General features: G+C 40.9%; 18 protein-coding genes and 1 riboswitch. Of the genes, 4 read left to right on the top strand and 14 right to left on the bottom strand.

Translation table 11 applies throughout. The features are described 5' to 3' along the window. Positions 1-210 precede the first annotated feature (210 nt). From CD33_RS08470 to CD33_RS08455, 4 genes are read right to left on the bottom strand one after another with little or no spacing between them, the layout of a single operon-like run. Positions 211-975 (bottom strand): PHP domain-containing protein, encoded by a 765-nt coding sequence (locus CD33_RS08470; RefSeq protein ID WP_036200076.1) that lies wholly within the window; start codon positions 973-975, stop codon positions 211-213. Between the two features lie 12 nt (positions 976-987). Then, a complete protein-coding gene (locus CD33_RS08465; protein WP_036200075.1) occupies positions 988-1,806 on the bottom strand; it encodes an energy-coupling factor transporter transmembrane component T family protein in 819 nt (272 codons plus the stop codon). Further along, on the bottom strand, positions 1,796-3,496 hold the full coding sequence (locus tag CD33_RS08460; RefSeq protein WP_036200074.1) for an ABC transporter ATP-binding protein: 1,701 nt from the start codon (positions 3,494-3,496) through the stop codon (positions 1,796-1,798). The genes CD33_RS08465 and CD33_RS08460 overlap by 11 nt, the downstream gene beginning before the upstream one ends. After that, entirely contained in the window at positions 3,489-4,379 is an 891-nt protein-coding gene (locus CD33_RS08455; protein ID WP_036200073.1) for a DUF8171 family membrane protein, read from the bottom strand. Before CD33_RS08455 ends, CD33_RS08460 begins: the two co-directional genes overlap by 8 nt. Before the next feature lie 138 nt (positions 4,380-4,517). On the opposite strand from CD33_RS08455, the gene CD33_RS08450 reads away from it, so the two are divergent. Then, the gene (locus CD33_RS08450) at positions 4,518-5,360 is read left to right on the top strand and encodes a MurR/RpiR family transcriptional regulator (RefSeq protein WP_036200072.1); all 843 of its coding nucleotides are present in this window, start codon (positions 4,518-4,520) and stop codon (positions 5,358-5,360) included. Positions 5,361-5,418: 58 nt separating this feature from the next. Here CD33_RS08450 and CD33_RS08445 read toward each other — a convergent pair whose 3' ends face one another. The 9 genes from CD33_RS08445 to speB form a co-directional block, all read right to left on the bottom strand. Continuing rightward, positions 5,419-5,979: a cob(I)yrinic acid a,c-diamide adenosyltransferase gene (locus CD33_RS08445; RefSeq protein WP_036200071.1), complete on the bottom strand. Its 561-nt coding sequence runs from the start codon at positions 5,977-5,979 to the stop codon at positions 5,419-5,421. Position 5,980: 1 nt separating this feature from the next. Then, a complete protein-coding gene (locus CD33_RS08440) occupies positions 5,981-7,444 on the bottom strand; it encodes an adenosylcobinamide amidohydrolase (RefSeq protein WP_036200070.1) in 1,464 nt (487 codons plus the stop codon). Positions 7,445-7,448: 4 nt separating this feature from the next. Continuing rightward, positions 7,449-8,432: a FecCD family ABC transporter permease gene (locus tag CD33_RS08435; protein WP_036200156.1), complete on the bottom strand. Its 984-nt coding sequence runs from the start codon at positions 8,430-8,432 to the stop codon at positions 7,449-7,451. A gap of 289 nt (positions 8,433-8,721) precedes the next feature. Beyond that, positions 8,722-8,914: riboswitch (cobalamin riboswitch) on the bottom strand. A 93-nt stretch (positions 8,915-9,007) separates the two neighbouring features. Then, the gene (locus CD33_RS08430; RefSeq protein WP_036200069.1) at positions 9,008-10,186 is read right to left on the bottom strand and encodes an acyl-CoA dehydrogenase family protein; all 1,179 of its coding nucleotides are present in this window, start codon (positions 10,184-10,186) and stop codon (positions 9,008-9,010) included. Between the two features lie 233 nt (positions 10,187-10,419). Continuing rightward, on the bottom strand, positions 10,420-11,430 hold the full coding sequence (locus CD33_RS19440; RefSeq protein ID WP_052130137.1) for an S-layer homology domain-containing protein: 1,011 nt from the start codon (positions 11,428-11,430) through the stop codon (positions 10,420-10,422). Positions 11,431-11,690: 260 nt separating this feature from the next. Continuing rightward, positions 11,691-13,358 carry an arginine--tRNA ligase gene (gene argS, locus CD33_RS08420; RefSeq protein WP_036200068.1) on the bottom strand — a complete coding sequence of 556 codons (1,668 nt, stop codon included), beginning with the start codon at positions 13,356-13,358 and terminating at the stop codon, positions 11,691-11,693. Then, entirely contained in the window at positions 13,355-13,795 is a 441-nt protein-coding gene (locus tag CD33_RS08415) for a YwiB family protein (protein ID WP_036200067.1), read from the bottom strand. Before CD33_RS08415 ends, argS begins: the two co-directional genes overlap by 4 nt. 132 nt (positions 13,796-13,927) lie before the next feature. Beyond that, on the bottom strand, positions 13,928-14,947 hold the full coding sequence (locus CD33_RS08410; protein ID WP_036200066.1) for a GTPase: 1,020 nt from the start codon (positions 14,945-14,947) through the stop codon (positions 13,928-13,930). Between the two features lie 107 nt (positions 14,948-15,054). Next, positions 15,055-15,927, bottom strand: coding sequence for an agmatinase (gene speB / locus CD33_RS08405; RefSeq protein ID WP_036200065.1), 873 nt, complete (start codon positions 15,925-15,927; stop codon positions 15,055-15,057). Positions 15,928-16,391: 464 nt separating this feature from the next. Between speB and CD33_RS08400 the strand changes: the two genes are divergently transcribed. Further along, entirely contained in the window at positions 16,392-18,449 is a 2,058-nt protein-coding gene (locus tag CD33_RS08400; protein ID WP_036200064.1) for a transglycosylase domain-containing protein, read from the top strand. Positions 18,450-18,816: 367 nt separating this feature from the next. On the opposite strand, the gene CD33_RS08395 is transcribed toward CD33_RS08400, so the two are convergent. Next, the gene (locus CD33_RS08395; RefSeq protein ID WP_036200063.1) at positions 18,817-19,338 is read right to left on the bottom strand and encodes a YwhD family protein; all 522 of its coding nucleotides are present in this window, start codon (positions 19,336-19,338) and stop codon (positions 18,817-18,819) included. Positions 19,339-19,409: 71 nt separating this feature from the next. On the opposite strand from CD33_RS08395, the gene thmT reads away from it, so the two are divergent. Together thmT and CD33_RS08385 are read left to right on the top strand one after the other, a co-directional pair. Next, positions 19,410-19,595: a 2-hydroxymuconate tautomerase gene (gene thmT / locus CD33_RS08390; protein ID WP_036200062.1), complete on the top strand. Its 186-nt coding sequence runs from the start codon at positions 19,410-19,412 to the stop codon at positions 19,593-19,595. 47 nt (positions 19,596-19,642) lie between these two features. Beyond that, positions 19,643-20,302 carry a class A sortase gene (locus CD33_RS08385; protein WP_036200061.1) on the top strand — a complete coding sequence of 220 codons (660 nt, stop codon included), beginning with the start codon at positions 19,643-19,645 and terminating at the stop codon, positions 20,300-20,302. Positions 20,303-20,308 lie beyond the last annotated feature (6 nt).

Raw genomic sequence — 20,308 nt, 5'->3', positions numbered from 1 at the left:
ATGAATGAGCATTCAGTCAATGCATTGTTATAATATTTCTAGTTATCGAATAATAGTTTGTTAATAATGCGATTTTTCGCTACCAATCACTTTCCAATCATTACCCCTTCTAGCATAAAAATAAAACCACCCTCTCAAGTGATGGAACACAATTGTCAGTATTGCCAAACAATTGAATCTCCCATCTGCTCAATCAGGTGGTTGCCTTTATTATTCTACTATTTCCAGAACCTTTCGTTTTTCGATCTCTTTCAACCGGATCGCTTCCATTACTCGCTCATGTAAGTCGTCTGCAACATTAATCGAGAACCGTCTATTCACAACAATCTCTTTTAATTCTGATACATGGTTGCAAGTTTCATCAAGGATGGTATACACAGCACCATACTGCATAAAGTGGTGTGTGTCGCTGCCACCTACAACAGGTTTATCCAGTGCTGAGCCCAAAGATTTTACATCGGCAGTATTTTCTTCAATGCCGCGCGTGTGAAGATCTTTTCCGTTTAAATCGAATGCATCCAATTGTCTCAACAGCGAAGGGTCCAAATCTTTCAACGGTGTACTTGGACGGTATGGATGAGCCCCAATCACCAGCATTTCATACTGTGAACGCATCTCCAAGAGCTGGGCAAATGGGACGAACCCACCCTTTTTTGTATAATCATTCAGCTGCTCACGCATTGCTCTCACGTCTTGCAAATCACCGATGCACAAAATATGGCCAACTTCCAAAATATCCACTTCCATGCCAGGAAAAACTTTTAATCCATGAATATTGTAGTAACCATTTTCATAAGGAAAATGAGCATCCAATGTGTCATATACTTCCCTGAAATTTTTCGTATTAAAATGTTCTGTCAATGCAATACCATCCAACCCGCATTCAATTGCTTTCTTGGCCATCGTTTCAAAATAAGGCAACGAAAAATCCACCTTTTTCGACAACTTGGCATGTGTATGAAAATCAAAATTCATCTCAATTCTCCTCTATAATACATAATGTAGGGCATGTACGATAATCAAATAAAAAATGGAAATCATAGTAAAGGCATAATCATTATAAGTGAGCTTTAAATAGCCGGTTTTCAGCTTGATCATTTGCAAATTATTAGCACCATAGGTAAAGCCCTTTGTTTCAAGTGCCTCCACTGTCGTTCTGGAACGTTTCGCACTATTTAATATGAGCGGATAAAAAGAGCGAATAAAAACAATTAAAAAATAGACAATTTTTCTCCAATAAAATAAACCGCTTTTTTCCGGAGCTAATCCGCGTAATCGATATGATAAGATAATTTGCTGAAATTCCTCCAGCAAAGTGGGCAAAATCCGGTATGCATATGCGACACTAAATGAAAACTGTGCAGGAAATCCCAATCTAAGTAGAGCATCACTGAACTTTTCCGGGTTGATGCTTGTAAAAACGGCTACACTGGCCAACGAAATGCCGCCCAACTTGATGCATAACCAAACCATCGGAAGAACCGTCTCCAGGTCACCGCCGAACAGTAGCGAAATGATAAAAAGAATGAGCATTTCTCCAAGTAAACCTAATCCCATTACCCCTAAAATAAGCGGACTTACTTTTGCCCGATAGGTTAGAAACAGCATAAACAGCAAGTACCCTATCAAAACAACATGACTATGGATAAACCATGGAACGATGGCGAAATAGCAATACCATATTAAAAGAACACGAGGATCCAATTTTGTTAAAAGATTCTCTTCCGTGCCATATGCGGTTTTAACAAGCTCATTTTTCACGTACTCTAGCGATAACTTTTCGTTTAAAAATTTACTAATTTCCAACCAACTCACCCCGCTTTGCTGCACCCTTCCAACATTTTGCAAACTCCTCGACTGTTGTACAGTGCGGAAAATTCAATTCATTGCATAAAGCAATAATTTGGGGCGGCACTAATCCTGCTTGGGTTAATGTTTCGCGTTGCTGGAATATCGCATCAGTTGTATCATCCATCAATACCTCGCCGGCATGCATCACAATCATACGATTTGCCCATTCTGCAACCAATTGCATATCATGCGTGGCAATAATAATCGTATCAACATGCTTTTTTAGCTGTTCCAGCATCATGACAACCTTACTCTTCGTAGCGATATCCAGATTTGCTGTAGGTTCATCCAAGATAATGACCGATGGACGCATGGCCGCCCCGATCGCCAATGATACCCGCCTTTGCTGCCCCCCACTCATCAACCGTGCATCTTGATGCTGAAAATCGGTCAAATCAAAATCATCCATGATTCGATCTACTAATTCACCGTAATTTTCGATCTTCCGCACTTTTAAATAATATTCAATTTCTTTTCTGACACTGTCTTCGATAAACATTTCTTCCGGATTTTGAAAAACATACGCAATATGGCTGGATAGCTCTTCTGGAGTTATTTTTCTAAGCGGTTTTCCCAATAGCTCCAAAGAACCTTCAGTTGGCTTCACTATTCCGGTTAATAGTTTAAGCAAGGTGGATTTTCCTGCACCGTTATTCCCAACAAGCGCCACTTGATCGCCCTCGAGAAAATCGACGGAAATATTGATTAACGCTTTTTTTACTTTCTTCCCAAGTGTTTTATACTGAACGGAAGTATTTTTTAATGATAATTTAGGCGTACTTCCCTTTAATATTGTTTTTGGGGAATGAATTTCGGAAAGAGTCCTTCCCTCAAAGCAAGCAACTGCTTCTTCCAAAGTTATTGGATAATGGTCAAGGTTTAAATAATGCGCCGCTTGCGTAACTTGCGGCGGATAGATTTGCCGTTCCATCAGATCCTCAACACTGCAAAGAGCCTCCCGCACAGCCTTCTTCCAAAACACCCTGCCATGATCCATCAAGACAACTTGCTTACAATACTTTGCTATAAACTCTGTATGATGTTCAATGACAATGATTGTCGTTCCGTACTGTTCATTCAGTATTTTCAAAACATCGTAGATTTGGATGGCATGCTGGGGATCTAGCTGAGCAATCGGTTCATCTACAATCAAAATCTTCGGTCTCATGGCAATCGCACCGGCCAATGCAAGGAGATGCTTTTGGCCTCCGCTTAGTTGCCAAACAAATTCATTCTTTAAATGGGCAAGTCCTGTCACTTGGAGTGCCCATTCGCCTCTTTCCATAAAATCCGGTAACCCGTAATTCAGGGGGACAAAAGAAGCATCCTCTTTGACAGTCGGCCTGAGCAGCTGATTTTCAAAATCTTGATAGACATATCCAATCGATTGTGAAAGTGCTGCAACATCATGTACAGACGTGTCCATTCCATCAGTAATCACTTCTCCTTCAAATTCCCCTACATAAAATCGGGGAATCAAACCATTCATCGTTTTGCAAAGCGTGGATTTCCCCGACCCATTTCCACCTACTATCGCTAAAAAATCGCCTTCAAAAACCTGTAAGTTTGCTCCATCTAGTACTCTAGTTTCATTTCCGGGATATGCAAAAGATACATTCCGTATATCAATGAGTGGCTTATGCAAGATGATTCGTGTCTCCTTTAGCTTCCTTCCCTTTTCTTAGAAGGTAGCCGATAATCATAAGTGAACAGAAAGCCGATACTCCAATCACAACCCAAATGACTTGGGAGCCGTAAGTTTCGACAAATTCAGGTTCCCATACACCCAGTTCAAAATCAGATTCAGAAATTGCTTGTGTGACAAAAGCAATTGCAGTCAGCACTAAACTAATAGCGATTAATTTTGGCGTAAAAACCTTTGTTAATGAATAGTGAACCTTGTTATCCCTTGGTTTCATTCCCAACAAAGGCTCAATTTTCCCATACAATCGAGGGACAAGGTATAGTGTCGGAAGCAAAGTAAATAGTGTACCGGAGAAAACAAAATCATTAAGGAACTCGACGCCTTCAACCACGAAAATACTTTTAGCAAGACCAGGGACGGCTTCAAATTCTTCGACCCCGACCACCACTTTTAAAATATCTACAATTGTGGCCAACACCAAAAAGATCCCGTATCCTGAAATAGCTCCAATGGCAACTTGTGATTTTATTTGCGGGTTGCGGACAAGCATCCCTCCGATACACATTCCGAGTGAAAACAAAATGAACTTCTCAACTTCCCCAATTCCACCAAACTGTCCAAGCATCAATTCACCAAAAATCAACTCCCCTACGGATGCCCCGATTGCAGCATATAGGGGGTGGAATAACATGCATAAAGTTAATGGGATAAAGGCAAAAGCATCGATCTTCAATTCGATCACACCCAATTGCGCTGAAGGAACAAGCTCGGTAAACATATTGCTTAATCCATATAGTGACATCGACAAAATAAATACCATCATTTTCTGGGATTGCGTTAATTCATACGGCTTCTTTAACACTGCACATTTCCTCCTAGACATTTATTACCTCCTATTCTAGTTGTGGATTGTAAAGGTGATGTTAAGGGATAGTTAGAAAAATGTAATTATTTTTCATATTATAATTAATGAAAAATATTTTTCATTTTGTGGTAAAATGATTGCAAGAGGTGAGATATATTGAAACTTAAATGGGATCTTTCAAAATTAACCCCGAGTCAAAAAAGAATTGCCGACTTTATTGAAAAAAGTGGAGAACGTATTTTGTATTATTCTGAAACTGAGCTGGCACAAGCTCTTCAAGTGAGCAATGCAACCATTTCACGCTTCTGGAAAAATATCGGATTCGGCAATTTCAAATCCTTTAAAGCCGATTTAATGGAAAAAGAACAACTTTCCCCCGAGAACAAGCTAAGAAATTCATTATTGCAAATCCAAAGCAATGATCTTCTTTTGCATGAACATCTACTTACGATGACACGGAATCAGCTTGCCAACACTTTACGCGAGCTGGACCAAGAACAATTCAAGGAAGCGATCGAGGTAATGTCCAATTGTCGAAAGCTTTATATTCATGCACCCGCTTCAGCGGAAGGGCTTGCTGCACTAATGAAGCATCGGCTAGCGCGGTTTGGTTTGGAAATTGAGATGTTGCCGAAGAGTGGACATGAATTATTCGAGTCACTCATGCATTTAAGAAAAGAGGATGTAGTGTTTTTATTCGGATTTGTGGCGATGAATCGGGAAGCCGGTGTACTGTTGGATTATGCTAAATCGGCAAATTATAAAACAATCGTGATGACAGATTGTCTAATTTCCGATTATCAGGACGAGGCGGACTATATTTTTTATACCAATCGAGGCGAGCTATGGGAGTTCCATTCAATGATCGCCCCTACCTTTTTAGTAGAAAATTTTATACTTGGCATCGGACAACACCTTGAAAATAACTCGCTTAGCAATCTCCAAAGACTTAGCGAATTGCGAAGTCAATACAAAGATCAATTGCCAAGACACCGGTAAATGTAAAAGGCCCCGTCAAAATTAGAATAGCTTCTAACTAACGGGGCAGTTTCTTAAATTATTTGAATACATCTCCACTGCGGATATATTCAATATCTTTCACGTTTGTCCGGAAGTTTGCAACACGTGCCGCTGCGAAGAAGTAATCAGATAGACGGTTTAAATATTTTTGAACAATTGAAGGGACGTCCTCTTCTTCGTTCATTAATGTCACAACTCGACGTTCTGCCCTGCGCGTTACTGTCCTCGCGATATGGAGCGTTGCTGCAGCAGGAGTACCACCAGGCAAGATAAATCTTTTCAATGGCGGCGCTTCATCCGACAGAGAATCTATTCTTTTTTCCAACACTTCAATCGATGATTCTTGTAATGTAATTTTGCGTTCCTTCATCACATTCGCTAAATCGCCACCGCAATCGAACAACTCGTGCTGGATCGTTTCAAGGTCTTCCAGTAAGTCCTTGAATACTGATTGATCCAACTCAGTTACAGCTTTGCCAATATACGAATTCAGCTCATCGATTGTGCCGTATGCCTCTACTCGCAAATCGTCCTTGCTGACGCGTCCACCCATAAGACTCGTTTTGCCTTTATCCCCTGTTTTTGTGTAAAGTTTCATTTTAACTATCCCCTTTTCGATAAGTGTGAATTGCTTCTACAGTCGCTTCAAAAACACCTCTCCCAATTACTTTACCTACCTCCGTAATGGGACCTCCGTATTGCATTAATTCTCCTTGTTGCGTTGCAGCTATCAGTAAACTATCCGTTGTTGTACCTGTTGCAAGTGTATTCGAAATGCAATCATACACCTCTTCTTCCTGCAATGCTTTTGCTTTGCTTTCCGTTGCCGTCATCATCGCTTGCACAAAGGCTTCGTCAGATAATTTCCCATTGATAATCACCCAAGTATTAATGGTTCCAACTTCAAAGAAATTGTTCCGTTTATAGCTTTGGGAAACATCGATCGCATTACCGACCCCAGCTGTGACCGCGATAATCACCTCACCAAAGGGCATTTCGTAACTTTTGATAACAGCCTTGCTCGTATCAACCGCTGTCATCATGCCGACCGTATTGGTGGGTGAAAAGCCCTTGCTAACTAAATATTGTAGATATTCTTCTTTTACATGTTCAATATCATAATCCGGCTTCACGGTGCGGTTCATGAAGTTTGCATACCATCCCAACCCCGCGTTATGAACTGCGGATGATAGCACCCTTAAAGGGAAATGGGATCTAAATTCAATATATTCCTCGTTTAATTTCAAATTCTCCACGGTTATCCGTTTTTCTTTAGTTTGCTCCTGTATAACCGGTAAAATGGTCATCTGCGGCTTCGGCTGCTCTGGATGTGCCTGGATAGAAATTTGTGTTTTATAGACATCCTCGATCCGTTCTTCAAGCAATACCTCATGCGGAGGACCAAAGGCTTTCACTTTCCCATTCTCCATCAACAGCACTTCATCGCAGTAGAGTGACGCCAAGTTAATATCATGGAAAACGGAAACGACGGTTAAGTTACTTTCTATAACTTCTTTGCGTATCATATCCAAAATTTGCTTTTGATGTGCAATATCCAGATGATTCGTTGGTTCGTCAAGCAACAGCAACTTTGAAACCTGCGCCAAAGCTTGGGCGATGAAAACCCGCTGTTGTTCCCCACCCGATAAATACTCCAAGTATTGATTTTCATATTTTTCAATATCGGTCTGCTGCATCGCTTTTTTTACCGCATTTTCATCCTCCGCTCCCCAACTTGAAAAGAAGCCTGATTGATGGGGATAACGTCCAATCGACACAGTATCCCGCACTGTACTGGAAAATGCGCTTGCATGCAATTGGGGTAAAATGGTCATTTTCCTTGCCAACTCGCGTGTTGAATATTCATTTATATCGTTACCATCTATCATGATGGTCCCAAAAGTGGGACTCATAATGCCGCTGATTACTTTCAACAATGTGGACTTTCCACACCCATTCGGCCCCAAAATTCCGACCATCTTGCCTTCTTCTACGTCAAATGAAATATCCGATAGAAGAGGGATTGTCCCATAGCCGCCTGAAATATGTTGTACCTTTAGCATATTTTCACCCCCTACTTCTTCGTTGTTTAAAGAAGATATATGAAAAGACAGGTGCCCCAATAAAGGCTGTAATTACACCAATCGGCAATTCCGCCGGTGTAATGATTGTCCTCGACACAAGGTCACAAAGAATCAAAAGACTGGCACCATTGAAGAATGATAAAGTAAGCAAATGACGATGATCTGTTCCAAAGAGCATCCGTGTCATATGGGGAACAACCAATCCCACAAATCCGATGGTTCCTGAAACGGCGACTGCCGCGCCAGTTAGCATTGAACCTCCCGCCAGGATTGCATACTTTCGTTTCTTTACATTCACTCCCAGAGCCTGTGCCCGTTCATCCCCGTACATCATGGCATTCAATTCCCGGCGGTTGAGCCACAGGAAGACAACCCCCATCACAACAAACGGCAAAATCATTTGGACATAGGGCCAACCACGCATGGATACACTCCCAAGAAGCCAGCCTGTAATCTCCCGCAGCTGCTGGCCAGTAAGCGCGATCATTAACGAAATGCAAGATCCTAAAAAGGAACTAAAGATCACCCCCGTTAAAATCAGTGTTTCCATTTTCATGGAGCGGTCGATCAATCTTGCGAAGGATAATACGAGAATCATCGTAATGAATGCCCCTACCATACCGATAAGCGGCAAAGTATATACGCCTATCACCGGTATTGAAAGGCTGAAGAAGATGGTTGCAACGGCTCCGACAGATGCACCGGAAGAAATACCAAGTGTATAAGGATCGGCTAAAGGGTTTTTAAGCAGTCCTTGGAAAGCCGCCCCGGCAATTGCCAACGATGCCCCGACGAGACCGGCTAAAATTACGCGAGGCATTCGAATGCCCCATAAGATGCTATAAGCACTGGGATTCGTTTTATTATCCCATAAGGTTGACAGTGGGATATCGGCAGAACCGATTGAAACCCCAAGCCAAATGCTGGCCAATAAAATAATGATTGAAGAACTATAAGCAAACACCATACTTTTTTTCACAATGCTACCTCAAAAAATATTCTCTGCATGTTTAAATTTTTTAACGCGATACGATATCGTTTCGTACTGTATTTATTTCATCCAGGTTTCCTGAGTTGTCTCATTACAATCAAGAACTTGATAAAAAATTGTCTGCCAAGCAATGTAGAGCTCAAGCCAAACAACCTGCCTGCCATCAAGTAGACCAAAATAAAAAGTCTCCCCAAACATTAAGGGAGACGGGCTAGTCATAGTAAGAAATCAAACTAGTTGTACTCCCCTTATCCTCGTAAGGTTTGAATCTGTCATCATAAAGGCAGGTCTCCTGGCTTATGGTCATCGTACTCCCTTCCTTCCCATTGCAAATCGTTGCAACAGTGGATTATAGGGCTACTCCCATTTACAGTTGCGGGACAGCGCTGGATTTTCACCAACTTCCCTTTTACTCTTTTTGCTTAGATAGCAAAAAGACCTTTACTGTTTATTTAATTTTGATTTTTCTATTATACTTTATTTATGGAAAAGAATGTATAGCTTTTGGTTGGGTGTTTCGGTAGTCGGGTAATATCCTACTTTCCATAGATCTATTTTTGCTTTAGAACGACTTCAGCCAACTTTTTGATCGTCAAATCATCCATTGGAGGATTATGAAGACCAGCCCGAACATCGCGGTAATAACGTTGAAGTGGGTTTGACCTTTGCAAGCTTTTTGCCCCTACCACACGCATTGCTTTATCAACTACAGTAATGGCTGCGTTGGTGACTGTATGTTTAGCCACATTGACGGCATTTACTATGAGCATGCCTTCTTCTTCCGATAGCGGATCGCCGCTATTTTTTAGTTCCACATAGCATTGTGCAGCACCATATAATGCAAATCGTGCTTGCGTAAGTGCTAATTCAATTTCGCCAAGCAATGCTTGCACATTGGGTAAGGACGCAATTGTTCCTTCTATACTGTTCGGTGAATGGTTATTCGCGAATTGAACTGCATAATCTTGGGCAGCTTGAGCTATTCCCAAATAGGTTGCCGGAATAATCAATTGCCAGCCATTCAATTTAGAACCGGCCGCATAATCAGGAATCTCTACTAAATCAGATTCGTCCAGCTTTACTTCATTTAACACTAAATCATGACTGCCGGTTCCCCTCATCGCGATGACATCCCAAGTCTCTTCAATGGCAAGTCCCGGTGTATCTTTATGTATTAAAAAGAACCCGATTTTTCCCTCTTCCTCAATCCAGGCTGAAGTTAAAAAGTAATCCAGCTCTGGTGATCCGGTTGTATAGCTTTTACGTCCATTAATGATCCATTTGTCCCCATTGCGTTTTGCCGACGTTCCAGGACGCCCGCCCCGAATCGGGCTACCTGTTGCCACTTCGCTTACAGCGCGATTGATGATTGCCCCATTTACTACCTCTTTTGCAAAAGTGGCCAACTTAGCAGGTTCCCAATATTTATTTTCAAATAATTCACCGACCGTTAAAACCGTCCAACCGATTGATAGCGCCGTACTCCCATCAAAGCTCGCCAGTGTTTCTTGCATCAAAATTGCGTCATATACATTAAAACCATCTCCCCCTAACTCTTTCGGTAAAGTGATTTTTGTATATCCCAAATCTCGCAGCTTTTGAATATGGGCGTAAGGAAAGATTGATTGCTCATCGATTTGCTGGGCATTTCCTTTAAATTCCTCTTCCACGGATTTCAGCTTTTCTAACCATTTCCGTTGTTCTTCGGTTTTTATAAATAAACTTTTCAAACAATCATCTCCTTACTCAAACTAAATCCGATCTATTGCTTCTAAAGCCATTTTACTTTTTGCTTCTTCCCTCCGTCAATTCATAGTGTCTTAATAAGGATTACAATGCGGTATTAAAAGCAATAAGCCTTGCGCGCTAGCCTATGTATGTCTTGCCAAGTTGCGAAACATAACAAGCATTAAAAAAAGAGAGCAACATTTGCTCTCTTCAAGTTTAAATATATAGTCATAGATTATGGGCGCATAAATTGTTGTGTCCAATAGTTCCCGTTTTGTGCGTATCCGACCCCGATATGAGTAAAGTTGGAGTTTAAAATATTGGCGCGATGACCCTCCGAATTCATCCAAGCTTCGACAACTTCCTGTGCCGTCTGTTGCCCCTTCGCGATGTTTTCGCCAGCTGCCCTATATGAGATGCCCAGAGATTTCATTAATTCAAATGGTGTGCCATAAGTAGGGCTGTTGTGACTAAAATAATTATTTTTGGACATATCATCCGATTTAATTTGCGCTGAATTCATTAGTGGCTGATAAGCTTCAAACGGTTTCAATCCGTATTTAGCCCGCTCAATATTCGTATAATCGATCACTTGTTGGGCGAAACCAGTTTCATTTTCGGCAGCCGGTGCTTGGTCATAGTTTTCTGCCCGTACAACAAATGATGCCATTTCCCCACGTTTTACAGTTTCATTTGGCGAGAATGTTGTCGTGCTTGTCCCTGTTGTAATGCGGGCATTATATAACGCTTGAATATAATAACGGAAACCCGATGATGAACGAACATCTTTAAAAGGGTATGTAATAGCGGAAGGAAGCTTGATATCAAACGCATTTACAAGGATAATGGCCATTTCGGCCCTTGTTAATGATTTTCCCGGTTTAAAAGTATGATCTTCATAACCTCGTATTACTCCCCGTTCATAGAGTGCGTTGATTTCCTTAAAGGATGGCGAGCTTGAATCCACATCCGCAAAGTTTTGTTTTGTGTAAGAGGAAGCATCAATATCCAACGCCTTTGTCAAAATTATTGCTGCTTGTTCTCTTGTCAATAACTGATTCGGTTTAAAAGTTCCGTCAGGAAAACCATTGAGTACCCCTCGATCATATAGTGCTTTAATTGCTTCATAATGTGGGTTTGTTGGCGACAAATCCGGAAAATTCAATGATTTCGCATCGGCTGCGGGAACCGATATCACTGCCGCAGCAGTAATGGCAGCTAAATAAGCCGTGTATTTTTTTTTCATAAGGTACCTCTCCTTTAGCAGTCTACGCAAACCTTATCACAACTTTTTCTATGAAACTAGTACTATTAGTAACAATTGGATGATAGTTATATTGTATATAACCACATTTCATAGTATAAAAACGTCCGATTTTTCAAAGAGTTGCCACTAGATTTGATTTATGGAATGTAACCTCCCATTCAGCTAGTTCTTTTGTCTCTCTTCATATAAAAAAACCAGCCCCCAATTTGCTAAGGGACTGGTTGATTTGAAAGATGAAATTACATTTTTTCGGGAGCTGCTACTCCTAGTAGACGCAATGAATTTGCTAATGTCACGCGCACAGCATTGATTAGCGCAAGACGTGCTTCAGTTAATTCCTTGTTGTCTTGGTTCAGCACTTTTTCTGCATTATAGAAACTATGGAATGCCGCTGCCAAATCCTGAATGTAGTTTGCTACTCGGTGAGGTGTACGGTGTTTTGCCGCCTCGGCTACCACTTGTGGGAATGCACCCACTTTTTTCAGTACATCCTCTTCTTTTTCTGCTGTTAATAGGTCAAGATTTTCTAATGAAGCTTTGAATCCTTGCTCATCTGCAGAACGGATAATCGAGCAAATACGCGCATGGGCATATTGTGCATAGTAAACAGGGTTTTCATTCGATTGAGATACGGCTAAATCGAGGTCGAAGTCCATATGTGAATCACAAGCCGTTTTTACGAAGTAGTAACGAACTGCATCCAAGCCCACTTCTTCAACCAGTTCCCGCATCGTCACCGCGTTTCCTGTACGTTTACTCATTTTGTATTTTTCGCCGTTTTTATAAAGCTGCACCATCTGGATAACTTCCACTTCCAATTTTTCACGGTCGTATCCAAGCGCTTGTATCGCCGCCTTCATACGTGGAATATAGCCGTGGTGATCGGCACCCCAAATATTGATTAGCTTTTCGAAGCCGCGCTGGATTTTATCTTCATGGTAAGCGATATCAGGCGTTAAGTAAGTGAATGAACCATCCGATTTAACCAGAACACGGTCTTTATCGTCCCCGAATGTAGTTGAACGGAACCAAGTTGCTCCCTCTTCTTCATATACATGGCCATTTTCCTTCAATTTGTTTAAGGCTACATCGATTTTGCCGTTTTTGTACAAAGATGTCTCCGAGTACCACACATCGAAGTTTACACGGAAGTTTGCCAAATCATTTTTTAATTTATCCAATTCAAGCTTCAAGCCATGTTCACGGAAAAATTCGAAGCGTTCTTCATCTGATTTTTCAAGGATTGCTCCACCGAATTCTTCGGCTAATTTGCCGGCAATTGTAATGATATCCTGACCATGGTAGCCATCTTCCGGCATGGACGCCTCCAGCCCTAGAGCCTGTTTGTAGCGCGCTTCTAATGAATGTGCAAGATTGTTGATTTGGTTGCCCGCATCATTGATATAATATTCACGCGATACATCGAAGCCTGCAAAGTCGAGCACATTGCATAATGAGTCACCGAATGCAGCTCCACGGGCATGGCCTAAGTGCAGGTCGCCAGTTGGATTGGCCGATACGAATTCGACTTGGACTTTTTCGCCGTTTCCTGCTGTGGAACGTCCATAGTTGTCGCCTTGTTCTTTTACCGCTTTTACTACATCCGCAAGGAAGGCTTTTCGCACTGTGATGTTAATAAAACCAGGACCGGCAATTTCTAATTTTTCGATTTCCGTCCCTTCCGTTTCAATGTTCTCCAAAATGCTTTCCGCAATTGTACGCGGCGGCTTTTTTGCCAATTTTGTTAATTGCATTGCCAAGTTAGTCGCAAAATCACCGTTCGCTTTATCTTTTGGTGTTTCTAAATGAATTGTGAATTGTGTACCTGCTTCCACTAAACCTGATTTTTCAACTGCCTTTTGAAAGGCTTCTTTAATTGCTTCTTGCAATTGTTCTACCGCATTCATTCTAGTACCTCCGAATATTGTATTTCTAATGTATATTTTCCAACAGCTTGACCACTAATGATAAGATCATACTGGACGTTGAATGTTCCACTCATGCTTTTATCTTCATTATAATCATAGGATAAATGCCGTGTTTTTGTGACGATTGGCATGGAGCCGAACTGTGTATCATACGCCCCTATTTCTTCTTGGACGATGTTGAATGGCAGACGCATCTTCACACCGCCACCACGCAATATCAAAGCTTGCTCATTACCCATCTTCACTGTTGTACGGATTTCTTTTTCCTCGAGTCGCTCTGTATAACGTAAGTAGGTCTTGCCGGACTTCTCTACTAATGAACCATCTAACCACATTTCGTAATTTTCTCTATCTCCATCAACGGGAAGAATTGTGGAATTCAACTTAATTTTTACTTTTGTTTCCGCACTATTCATTCTGTGGTCACTCCAGACTCTCATTGCTATAACCTTTATATTATATATTAAAGCCTAATTAAAGTTCAATCATACCATAATTATGATGAAGTTTTAAAAAAATCCAAAAGCATATGCCTTTGGATTGAATGATTAAATACTTGGATTTTTCTTTTCCTTCTTCAGGAACTTATCATAAATGGTTTTTAATTGTTCTGCTCGCAACTCGATATCATGCTCATGCATGTATTTTACGGCATAACCCAATGCGACTGTCATCGCACCCGCTACACTTGCCCCTACGATAGAACCGGCAGCCGGAACGAATTTCACGATTTGACGGAAGACTGTTTTTCCAATATTCCCAACAACCGTAGCGATGATTAGTTCCTTCGCATTTTCTTTTGATACTGGTTTATCATATAGGGTTGAAAGTTTAATCATCAAGCCTACTTGTATTCCTGTTAGTGGGATAAAATCCGAGCCTGGTATAGGCGATGCCCCAACAGCTGCAGAAGAAGCACCAGCAGCCAATATCCACTTATTGGCAATAGAGCTTTTGTCTTTTAAATTTTGCGCCATGAGGACATCTTTAGACTTTTTTTCCAGAACTTCCAACAATTTCGTTTGCAACATTCCGATGTTTTCCCCTGTTCTTGAGGAGATAGGTACGACCGGGTAGGCGTAGTCGGTATGATCTTGTATATACTTTACTAGATTTGGCACATCATCCGCTGCATCTATTTTGTTTAACACAATAATAATATCGTTTGTAATTTTTTCAATTTTTCTAAAGTTCTTTAACTCGTTCTCCGATAAGACGGTCCCAGCTGCATTTAAAAAGAATATGACGACATCCGACTGTTGGTAGTATTTTATTGTAACATCCGAGTTTTCCTCCACTACATCATCCAAGCCAGGTGTATCCACAAAAACGATATTCTCTTTATAGACATATTTCTGGATTTGGACTGTTTCTCCGGGTTGGGCACCCACACTTGCCAAATCTTTATCCATCAGTTTATTGATAGTGGACGACTTCCCTGAGTTTACGTCCCCTACCATGGATATGAGGATTTTTCTGGAGAGCTGTTCATTTATTTCTTCGGATTTTTGATCAAAGGCTTCTTCGAATAATTGATCGAAATTTTCTTTTTCAAATTCTAGACTCATGTGGAACACCCCTATACAAGAATTAACTTCTGCGAAATTTTAGTTTATTTATATATGAAAAAAACATAGAAAATTAACAAGAATTTTCTATGTTTTTTAATCCTTACTTATTTAACCCAACCTAAAATCATTTCCCTTAGTAACTTGGCAGCTGTATTGACCGTCATTTCGGAATGGTCGTAAATAGGTGCTACTTCCACTAGGTCAAAACCAACTACATTCACCCCGCTGCGGGCAATTTCATGGATGGAGGCCAGTAATTCTTTGGAAGTGATGCCACCGCAATCCACTGTACCTGTTCCTGGAGCATGTGCCGGGTCTAAAACGTCGATGTCGATCGTAACGTATACATTGCGGCCAGCTAATGTCGGCAACACTTTTTTAAGTGGCTCCAGCACCTCGAATGGCGAAATATGCATCCCATTTTCTTTTGCCCATTCGAATTCTTCTTTTAATCCAGAGCGGATGCCAAATGAGTAGACATTTTTCGGTCCGATTTGATCTGCAATTTTACGAATCGGCGTAGCATGCGAGTATGGCTCCCCTTCGTAATCGGTACGCAAATCGGTATGAGCATCAAAATGAATGATTGCCAAATCATTATACTTTTCATAAACAGCTTCCATCACGGGCAGTGAAACTAGATGTTCCCCTCCCATACCAATCGGCACTTTGCCCGCTGCTACTACTTTTCTGACGAATTCTTTAATTTCCTTTAATGATTTTTCCGGATTTCCAAAAGGAAGCGGGATATCCCCTGCATCAAAAAATTTCACATCATCCAATTCACGATCTAAATATAAGCTATATTCTTCCAATCCAATTGACACCTCTCGAATACGAGCCGGGCCAAAACGGGAACCTGGGCGATAGCTTACTGTCCAGTCCATTGGCATTCCATAAAGTACCGCTTTCGATTCTTCGTAATTCGGATGGCTTTTAATAAATACATTCCCTGCATAAGTTTCATCAAATCTCATTTATTTCACCTTCAATTCTTATTTTCAACTTCACATTTCAAACTACATGAGCGTCTCTTGGATGGTTACCTCATTTAAATGAATCTATCGATTTCACTTTATCACATTTTGTCTGCTATTTACTCCACTCAAACTAAAATTGGCTAAATATTTTAAGCATGTCCATCGCCTCTATCAATTACACAGCATAATCAAGGCATCTCCCGCTTTTATGCAGGAATATTGCAATAAGTAGGTCTTTTGAAACTTTTTTCGACTTTATTCGTAATATGATAAGGGAATCGATTTATATATTCTTTCCAATCTCCCAAGATCCTCATCGCTTTTACAATACAGCTTACTTGAAAAAAGTATAGATAATTTTAGACAAGTTGCAACAGTTTTTTTACGTATAAATTCGATTAAAGGCTACTATTCAAGTCTATACTGTGTGTAGTATAAAAATGGATTGGGGTGAAATGCGGTTGAAAAGGGAAAATTATAGACGGCAAATAAAGCGAAAAAAATGGATCAAATATACAACCTTTACTGCGGTTGCGGCTGTCTTTGCAGTTGTTGTCGGTTTTATCGCTTTGCGTGTATATGCTCAAATTGCTGGTGCTCCACCTTTAACCGTGCCAAAAGCATCCGTATTTTTCGATAATAATGGAAATCGTATCGGCGATTACTTCTCTGCTGAAAGACGCTATTGGGTTGAGTTGGATGAAATTTCGCCTTACTTAATAGATGCAACCATTGCCGTTGAAGATAAAGATTTTTATGAGCATAATGGTTTTGATTACTCCCGAATTGCCAGCGCACTTTTAACCGACTTAAAAACGCTGAGCATGGCAGAAGGTGCGAGTACCATCACCATGCAATTGGCTCGGAACCTTTACTTGACACTGGACAAAAATTGGACAAGGAAAATCCAGGAAGCTATGTACGCATACAGACTGGAAGTTTTTTATGATAAAGATGAAATATTGGAAGGTTACTTGAATACGGTTAACTACGGGCATGGTATGTACGGGATAGAAGCGGCCAGCCGTTATTACTTCGGCAAATCTGCAAGCGAACTAACTTTGGCAGAATCCGCTTTGTTGGCAGGTATTCCAAAAGGGCCAAGTATTTATTCGCCTATTAATGATTATGAAAAAGCAGTCGGTCGACAAGCCGTCATTTTAGAGCTGATGGACAAGCAAAAATACATTTCAGCCGAGGAAAAAAGCCGGGCAAATTCCGAGGAGATTGTCCTGAAAAATGAACAGTGGACAGCTACCAAGTCCAAGGCTCCCTACTTCTTGGATGTGGCATGGCAAGAAGCGACCGAAATACTAGAAAAGGAAAATCTTAATATACGCGAAGGCGGCTGGTCGATTAAAACTACTTTGAACCAAGCACATCAGCTCGCCGCAGATGAGGCCATCATGGACAATATGCCTGATAGTGAGTTGCAGGTCGGCTTCATCAGTATGGACGTGGAAACCGGACAGGTGACCGCCCTAGTTGGCGGACGGGATTATGAAGATAGCTCATTTAACCGCGTCACGCAAGCAGTCCGGCAACCCGGCTCTTCCATTAAGCCATTTCTCTATGCCGCCGCTTTGGAAAATGGCTTTTCTCCACTTACATTTTTGGATGTCGGCGAGACCATTTTCACCTATGATAATGGTCGGGCAACTTACAAGCCACAAAATGTAAATGGACAATTTGCAGACGGCCAAATGTCGCTCGCACAAGCAATTGCCATTTCGGATAATATCTATGCTGTCAAAACATTGGAAAAAATCGGCTACGATCAATACCGGGATGTCTTGGACCGCTTTAACCTGAACTTCTCAGAAGCAAACAATCCGTCAATCGCTCTGGGAACTACCGAAAATTCCCTATTTGATCTTACAAAAGCCTACAACACGATAGCCAATGGCGGGAAAGAAACAAAGCCGACGACTATCCTTGAAATCAAGAATGCGGATGGCGAGGTTGTATATGAGTATAAAAAACCGAAGAGCAAACAAGTCATCTCTAAAGAAAATGCCTTTTTATTAACTGATATGATGACAGGTATTTTTGATCCTGTGTATAGTGATTACTCTCCAGCCACTGGTGTATCACTACGCCCCCGCATGACGCACACATACGCTGCAAAATCGGGCACGACGGTCAGTGATCAATGGTTGGTCGGTTATACACCTAGCGTGACAGCCGGTGTATGGAATGGATATGACCAAGGGAAGACTTTGTCCGTACAGCAAGATATGGCTGCTTCCAAACAAGTATGGATCGATTATATGGAAGCCATCAATAAAGGAATGCCCAACGAAACTTTCAAAGCTCCAAAAGGCGTTGAAAGTGTGTTGATTGATGTTGAGACAGGAAAGCTTGCAACAGAGGCATGTCCTAAACAGAGAATGGTTTACGTGAAAACCGAAGATATACCGAAAGAGAAATGTTCATCTTTTGAATTCTTTGATAAAGATTCTTGGGATGACTTCCTGGACCTATTCCCATTTGAAGCGTTTAAAGGAATTTTTAACTAACAAGAAAAGCTCCTTCTTGCCCGGCGTTAATTCCGCCAAACAAGAAGGAGCTTTTTATCTTCGGTAAATTGGTATATTAAGATAAGATAATCGACATTTTTTCATAATGATAAATTTTATGGCAAACGAAAGTATGAGATTCATGGGGCATCCGGCTTGGGAATTTTCAAATGCCGCATAAGTCTCAAACATTTCGTTAAGCCAAGTGTCCTAGCTTACTAATGAAGCTTAGTTTTAGTGTACTTTTTTTCAAACTTAGTTTCAACAACGGATTAAATCCTCTATTAAATTGTCACATTTTGTTCAAACTTGCGATCGATTTTTCAATCAAAACTATTGACATAATATTATTTCCAAATATAACTTGTTATTTTTTTACCATCAAATCGTTTCGAAGCTGCTCATCACTTCTTTCCCACATCTCCATATTGTGAGATTTCAAGAAGTCTGCCAGTACTTCTTTTGATACATCGTCCATATAATCGACCATAATTTTACGCTTCATCGATTTGTCCATTTTATTGACATGGTCTGCCAAGATTTTGTATCCACGACGCTTTTCTTTGTTCACAACCATTTCACAGGCCGTTACACCAGCAAAATATGGACCATCTTCCTTAAAGTCAATCGTAACCCAAACAAGCCAGTACGGTTTTCCACCTTCGGAGTCCTCACGATTTGTAGTAAATTTAATTCGGCGCTCTACTTCACTTTTCGCATGCATCGCCCCAATATCAATGAATGCGTTTCTTTCCTCTATATCAATGAAAACTGGCGATACATTCTCTAACGATAACGAACCGATACCAAAGCCTTTATGCCCATCAGTCGGGTCATTTTTGATAATGGTAAAGCCCAACTTTTGTTTCGGTTTTTCTTCATTTGTCATATTGTAAATCCCTCCATCTAAGCCTATTATAAAGAATATACACTAATTTTATCCACTTGGGAGGATGTAAAATGCCAATTGTAACTGTAAAAATGTTAGAAGGTCGTTCAGACGAACAGAAAAAAGCGTTAGTAGAAAAAGTAACCGCTGCAGTGGTAGAAACAGTTAACGCACCACCAGAAGCTGTCACTATCGTAATCGAAGAAATGTCGAAGAACCATTATGCAAAGGCTGGCGTTCGTGCTAGCGATCAGTAATTACGAAAGAAATTTCTTATTGTGCACGGGTAGTTGCGAGGTTGATTATGAAAAGTAAATTGATTACGATTAGTCTCATTTTAATGCTACTTGTAGGGCTATGCTTCATTTTCATTAACCCCATCCAAAAATTCTTCATTAACGATACGAGCGACTACCTATTAGAAACGACGGCTGAAGAAGCCCGGAAGAATGAAGATAAGGAAGCAAGCTTTGATTTTGAAGAAACGCAATCTCTTTCCATCGTCGATATTTTAAAAGCTCAAGCAACGCGCAAGGACATAGCCGCCATCGGGAGCATTACAATACCTGAAGTTGACCTGGAACTGCCGATTGTAAAAGGTGTCGGAAAAGAAGCCCTTGCAGTCGGTGCCGGGACAATGAAGCCCGATCAACAAATGGGTATCGGCAATTATTCCTTGGCAAGCCATTACTTCGAGGGAAAAGATATTTTATTTGGTCCCCTTTATAACGCCCAGCTAGGGGATATCATCTATCTTTCCGATTTAAGGAACGTCTATGAGTATGAAATCACGGTTAAAAAGGTTATTGAAGCGACGGATGTCCATATTATCGATGAAACGGATGAAACGCTTTTAACGCTCATCACATGCGCTGAGGAAGGGACAAAGCGTTTGGCCGTACAAGCATCATTCAAAAACAAATACGAAATCGATAAAAACCCCTTACAAGGCAAGGCCTCATAAGGGGTT

The organism is Ureibacillus sinduriensis BLB-1 = JCM 15800 (assembly GCF_000772955.1).
GTDB lineage: Bacteria > Bacillota > Bacilli > Bacillales_A > Planococcaceae > Ureibacillus > Ureibacillus sinduriensis.
Note: the sequence above shows the minus strand (reverse complement) of the source record. Positions and strands in the feature narration are given on the sequence as shown.